General features: G+C 64.1%; 4 protein-coding genes. 1 reads left to right on the top strand and 3 read right to left on the bottom strand.

The window, feature by feature from the left end; genetic code table 11:
* Positions 1-204: 204 nt before the first annotated feature.
* From HU720_RS23690 to HU720_RS23680, 3 genes are all read right to left on the bottom strand, one after another.
* Positions 205-1,296 carry an AGE family epimerase/isomerase gene (locus HU720_RS23690; protein WP_186523553.1) on the bottom strand — a complete coding sequence of 364 codons (1,092 nt, stop codon included), beginning with the start codon at positions 1,294-1,296 and terminating at the stop codon, positions 205-207.
* Positions 1,297-1,344: 48 nt separating this feature from the next.
* A complete protein-coding gene (gene fabR / locus HU720_RS23685) occupies positions 1,345-1,974 on the bottom strand; it encodes an HTH-type transcriptional repressor FabR (protein WP_186523551.1) in 630 nt (209 codons plus the stop codon).
* A 122-nt stretch (positions 1,975-2,096) separates the two neighbouring features.
* Positions 2,097-2,507: a phage infection protein gene (locus tag HU720_RS23680; RefSeq protein WP_186523549.1), complete on the bottom strand. Its 411-nt coding sequence runs from the start codon at positions 2,505-2,507 to the stop codon at positions 2,097-2,099.
* 337 nt (positions 2,508-2,844) lie between these two features.
* Here HU720_RS23680 and HU720_RS23675 point away from each other — a divergent pair, with 337 nt between their 5' ends.
* On the top strand, positions 2,845-4,938 hold the full coding sequence (locus HU720_RS23675; protein ID WP_186523547.1) for an AsmA family protein: 2,094 nt from the start codon (positions 2,845-2,847) through the stop codon (positions 4,936-4,938).
* The last annotated feature ends 125 nt before the right edge of the window (positions 4,939-5,063 follow it).

Below are 5,063 nucleotides of genomic sequence, written 5' to 3'. Positions count from 1 at the left end.
CGCGGGGCAAGCCCGCTCGCCACAAGGAGATATATCTGGCGGGAACAGGCTTGTACAAAACCATAGAATCTCCCACAAGGATCAGCGCCAAGCCTCGATATTGGGGCTGTGCGCGGTCTTTGTGGGAGCTGGCGCCAGCCTGCGATGAGGTCGTGACAGGCCTGCACATAACTCGGCGTGCGAGCTTGCTCCGCGACGGCAGCGTTAGTTCGCCAGCCGCTGCAAGCCTTCCAGGCAAGTCGCCAGATGGTAGGGCGTGGTAGAGGGCATATCGTGGCGGCTCACTACACCGGCGCCGTCGCGGCACTCGTGCCAGCCACCGTCATGCAGAAACCGCGCAAGCAGGGCATCCAGTTGCGCGCGCAGGTGGGCCTCGCTGCCTGGCCGCAGCGCCAGCGCCCGCAGGTACTCGGCCTGTGCCCAGATGCGCTGGGTGGCGTCGAGCACGCGCCCGTCCACGGTGAGCATCGACAGCACCGCCGAACCCTTTACCCCAGTCACCTCCGCGTAGGCGAACGCGCGGTCGATAGCGCTGTGCAACGGTGTGCCGCGCAACAGTGGCGAAGTGTCGAGCAGATAGAACCACTCGAACTGATGGCCCGGCTCGAACCAGTTATCCACAGCGCCGCGGGGTTTTTCCAGCATCAGGCCGTGTTCGGGCTCGATGAAGTGCGTTTGCAGCGCATCGCACAGTTGCAGCAGGGCCTGCTGCACGGCGGGGTCTTCGCGCACGGCCAACACCTGCAGGAAGGCTTCGGCCAGGTGCATCTGCGGGTTTTGCAGCGGGCCACTGGCCAGGTCCGACCAGTCTTCAGCGAGGCTGGCCTCGAACAGGCCGTCATCGCGAGCGAACTGGTCGTTGACGATGCTCAGCGCGGCGTTGAGCGCGGACTCGACCAGCCCTTCGCGGACTTTGCCCCAGTAATGCGCGCAGGCAAATACGATAAAGGCGTGGGTGTAGAGGTCCTTGCGCCGGTCCAGCGGCTTGCCGTCGGCGTCGATGCTGTAGAACCAGCCGCCATGCTCGGCATCATGGAAGTGCCGTTGCAGCGAGCGAAACAGCGCCGCTGCGCGCTCGGCGGCCCCCGGCTGGCCGATGCGGCTGCTGAACAGGTACAACTGCCGGGCGCAGGCCATGGCGCGGTAGCGTTGTACCGGCATGGGCTGATGCTGGGCGTCGAGTGCTTCGTAGGGCAGTGCCATGTCGGCGTTCCACCCCGGGCCTTGCCACAGCGGCACGATACCTTCGGCGAAATGCTGGTTGAAGCGGGTCAGGGCGGGGCAAGGGGCGGACATGGCGGCGCTCGTGGACGGTCGGGCAGGGCGCCATGTTAGCAGAACCGCTTAGCTCGGACTGCCCAGCCCTTGCCAGTGCCGCGCACCGACAAAAATGAAGCGCAACTGCTGGGTGATCTTTTCCTGGGCGCTCATGGCCTGGGGGCTGGCCGGCGCGTCGTCGATCAGTTCCGGCAGGGTGGCGAACACGGTCTTGACCACCAGGTCGGCCATCACTGCCAACGCGGCGCCGTCCAGGTGTTGCCAGCGCGGCATGCGCGCAAGGTCGGTGGCGAGGTCGTCGCTGATGTGCTCGCGCAGGCGCGCGATGGCCTGGCGTACCGCCTGCGAGCCGCCGTACTGCTCACGGGCCAGGAACAGGAAGCGGGCGCGGTGGGCGTTGACCACATCGAGGAAAATCCGCACCGAAGCGTCGGTGATGCCACCGAGCTCGAATTCGTTGTGCCGGACCAGGCGGATGGTCTGGCGGAAAGTGTTATCGACCTCATCGACCAGCGCCAGGCCGAGGGCGTCCATGTCAGGGAAGTGGCGATAGAAACCGGTGGGCACGATGCCGGCAGCCTTGGCGACTTCGCGCAAGCTGATGCTGCCGAACCCCCGGCCACTCTCCATGAGCTGGCAGGCAGCATCCAGCAGGGCCTGGCGGGTTTGCAGCTTCTGTTCGGCGCGCGGCAGCATGGGGCAACGTCTTGTGAGGTTGAAGCTGGCCATTCTGGATAAAAAAACAAAGCCCGGTCAATGGACCGGGCTTGGAGGGTAACAGGCGCAGGGCGGTGGATTGTTGTTTTCGGCCATGCTGATCAGCTCACGCGGCTAAGTTCGACCAGACGGTCCGAGCCACCTTCTGCTACGCGGTCGTTACGCTCGATCAGACGGTCCGAACCACCTTCGGCTACGCGGTCGTTGCGCTCGATCAGACGGTCCGAGCCACCTTCGGCTACACGGTCGTTACGCTCGATCAGACGGTCCGAGCCACCTTCGGCTACGCGGTCATTGCGCTCGATCAGACGATCCGAGCCACCTTCGGCTACACGGTCGTTACGTTCGATCAGACGGTCCGAGCCACCTTCAGCCAGGGTTTTCAGGGGCTGGGCTACGCTGGCAGCGCTGGAGCGCGCTTCGGCAGAAAGGTGCTGGTCGGTGGCTGGCAATGCGAAAGCGTTGGCGGCCAGTACGGAAAGGGTCAGGCTAAGCAGCAGATTGCGTTTCATGATGGGTTGCTCCTCTGGGGGGCTGGAAAGTGGGTACGGAGCCAATGCTACGCTGCGTACCGCCGCAGAGAAGTTCATCTGGATAATGGTAACAATCGACGCCGTTGATACTCGGCGGCGACGCCTCTGGGGCAACGTTTTCAGGGGTTGAGACGGCGCTCGCAGGCACCACCTGAGGCGGCCTGTGCGCGGCACGCGCAGGCCAAAGCTGGGCAACGCGTCAGGAAAAACTTAGGCTTTGTGGCGTTTGGATTAAACCCGACGGCTTTTCATCAGTCCGACTTTATAAGTGCCACCGCTACGCTGCCTCGTGCCCTGCAGTCAGGAGAATCACGCAATGACGCGCCCTGTCAGAATCCTCATCTGGACCTTCGCCACCCTCGTCACCTTGCTGGCGATTCTTATCGTGGTGATCGCCACCTTCGACTGGAACCGCGTCAAGCCGTTGCTCAATGAAAAGGTGTCCGCCGCCCTGCATCGGCCCTTCGCCATCAACGGCAACCTTGCGGTGCACTGGCGTACCGAACCTGAAGAGGGCGGCTGGCGCGCGTTCGTGCCGTGGCCGCATTTCACGGCAGAGGACCTGGTGCTGGGCAACCCCGACTGGCTCAAGCAGCCGCGCATGGTCGGCCTTGAGCGCGTGGAGTTTCGCCTGGCGCCGTTGCCGCTGATCGTCCAGCGCATCAGCATCCCGCGCATCGACCTGGTCAAGCCCACCGCCAGCCTGACTCGCCTGGCCGATGGCCGGGCCAACTGGACCTTTGATTTCGGCCCCAAGGACGAGAATGCAGAGCCGTCGAAGTGGGTGCTGGACATCGGCGCCATCGGCTTTGACCAAGGCAATATCAGTTTCGATGACCAGACGCTGAAAACCAGCATGAAGGTGCAGGTCGAACCACTGGGCAAGCCGATCCCGTTCAGCGATATCGTCGGCAAGGCCCGCGCCGAGAAGAGTGGCGGGGCGCAGGACTATGCCTTCGGCCTCAAGGCCCAGGGCCGCTACAAGGACCAGGCGGTGTCGGCCACCGGCAAGATCGGCGGGCTGCTGGCCTTGCAGGACGCCCGCCAGCCGTTCCCGCTGCAAGCCGATGCGCGTATCGGCGATACCCAGGTGGCGCTGGCCGGCACCCTGACCGACCCGCGCAACCTCGGCGCCCTGGACCTGCGCCTGAAGCTTTCCGGCAGCAGCCTGGGCAACCTTTACCCGCTGACCGGCGTCACCTTGCCCGACACCCCGCCGTATTCCACCGACGGTCACCTGAGCGCCAACCTGCACGCCGAGCAAGGCGCGCAGTTCCGCTACCAGGGTTTCAACGGCAAGATTGGCGACAGCGACATTCATGGTGATTTGTCATTCGTGGCCAGCAAACCACGGCCGAAGTTGTCCGGTGAGCTGGTGTCCAACCAGTTGCTGTTCAAGGATCTGGCGCCGCTGATCGGTGCCGACTCCAATACTGAACAAAAAGCCCGGGGTGGGGCCAGCAAGCAGCCGACAGGCAAGGTGCTGCCGGTCGAGGAATTCCGTACCGAGCGCTGGCGCGCGATGGATGCCGATGTGCGTTTTGCTGGCAAACGCATCGTGCACAGTGCGCAACTGCCGTTCAACGACCTGTCGGCCCACGTGATTCTGGAAGACGGCCTGCTGCGCCTGGAGCCACTGCGCTTCGGCGTGGCGGGCGGCAACCTGGCCTCCAGAATCCGCCTGGATGGCCGCACCACGCCGATGCAGGGCCGTGCGCGCTTGAGCGCCCGCGGCTTCAAGCTCAAGGAACTGTTCCCCACTTTCGCACCGATGCAGACCAGTTTCGGCGAGCTCAATGGCGATGCCGACATCAGTGGCCGTGGCAACTCGGTGGCGGCGCTGCTGGGTTCCTCCAACGGCGACCTGCGCTTGCTGATCAACGATGGCGCCATCAGCCGCAGCCTCATGGAGATCGCCGGGCTTAACGTTGGCAACTACGTGATTGGCAAGCTGTTCGGTGATGAAGACGTGAAGATCAACTGCGCGGCCGCCGATGTGGGGATCAAGGACGGTTTGGCGACTACGCGCTTGTTCCTGTTCGATACCGAGAACGCGATCATCTACATCAACGGTACGGCTAATTTTGCCAGCGAGCAGTTGGACCTGAAGGTGACCCCGGAGTCGAAGGGCGTGCGGTTGTTCTCGCTGCGCTCGCCACTGTATGTGCGCGGCCCGTTCGCCAAGCCCAATGCCGGTGTGCAGGCGGTGCCGTTGGCGCTGCGCGGCGCGGGCATGGTGGCGCTGGGCGTGGTGGCCGGGCCTGCTGCTGGCTTGCTGGCGCTGATTGCCCCGAGCAGCGGGGATGCGCCGAACCAGTGCACGCCGTTGCTGCAGCAAATGAAAGCCGGCAAGGCGCCGGCTGCGGTGAAGGGTAAGAAATTAGAGCTACAGGAAGGTCCAGCCGGCTGATAAGCCTGCGGCGCATTTCGAATTTGACACTGTCCCTGTAGGAGCGGCCTTGTGTCGCGAAAGGGCTGCACAGCAGCCCCAGTATCTCGGTCTCACGCAAAAGTGCCGGGGCTGCTGCGCAGCCC

This window comes from Pseudomonas sp. SWRI51 (assembly GCF_014268825.1).
In the GTDB taxonomy this organism is placed as follows: Bacteria; Pseudomonadota; Gammaproteobacteria; order Pseudomonadales; family Pseudomonadaceae; genus Aquipseudomonas; species Aquipseudomonas farsensis.
This window is presented reverse-complemented; position numbering and strand designations above follow the sequence as displayed.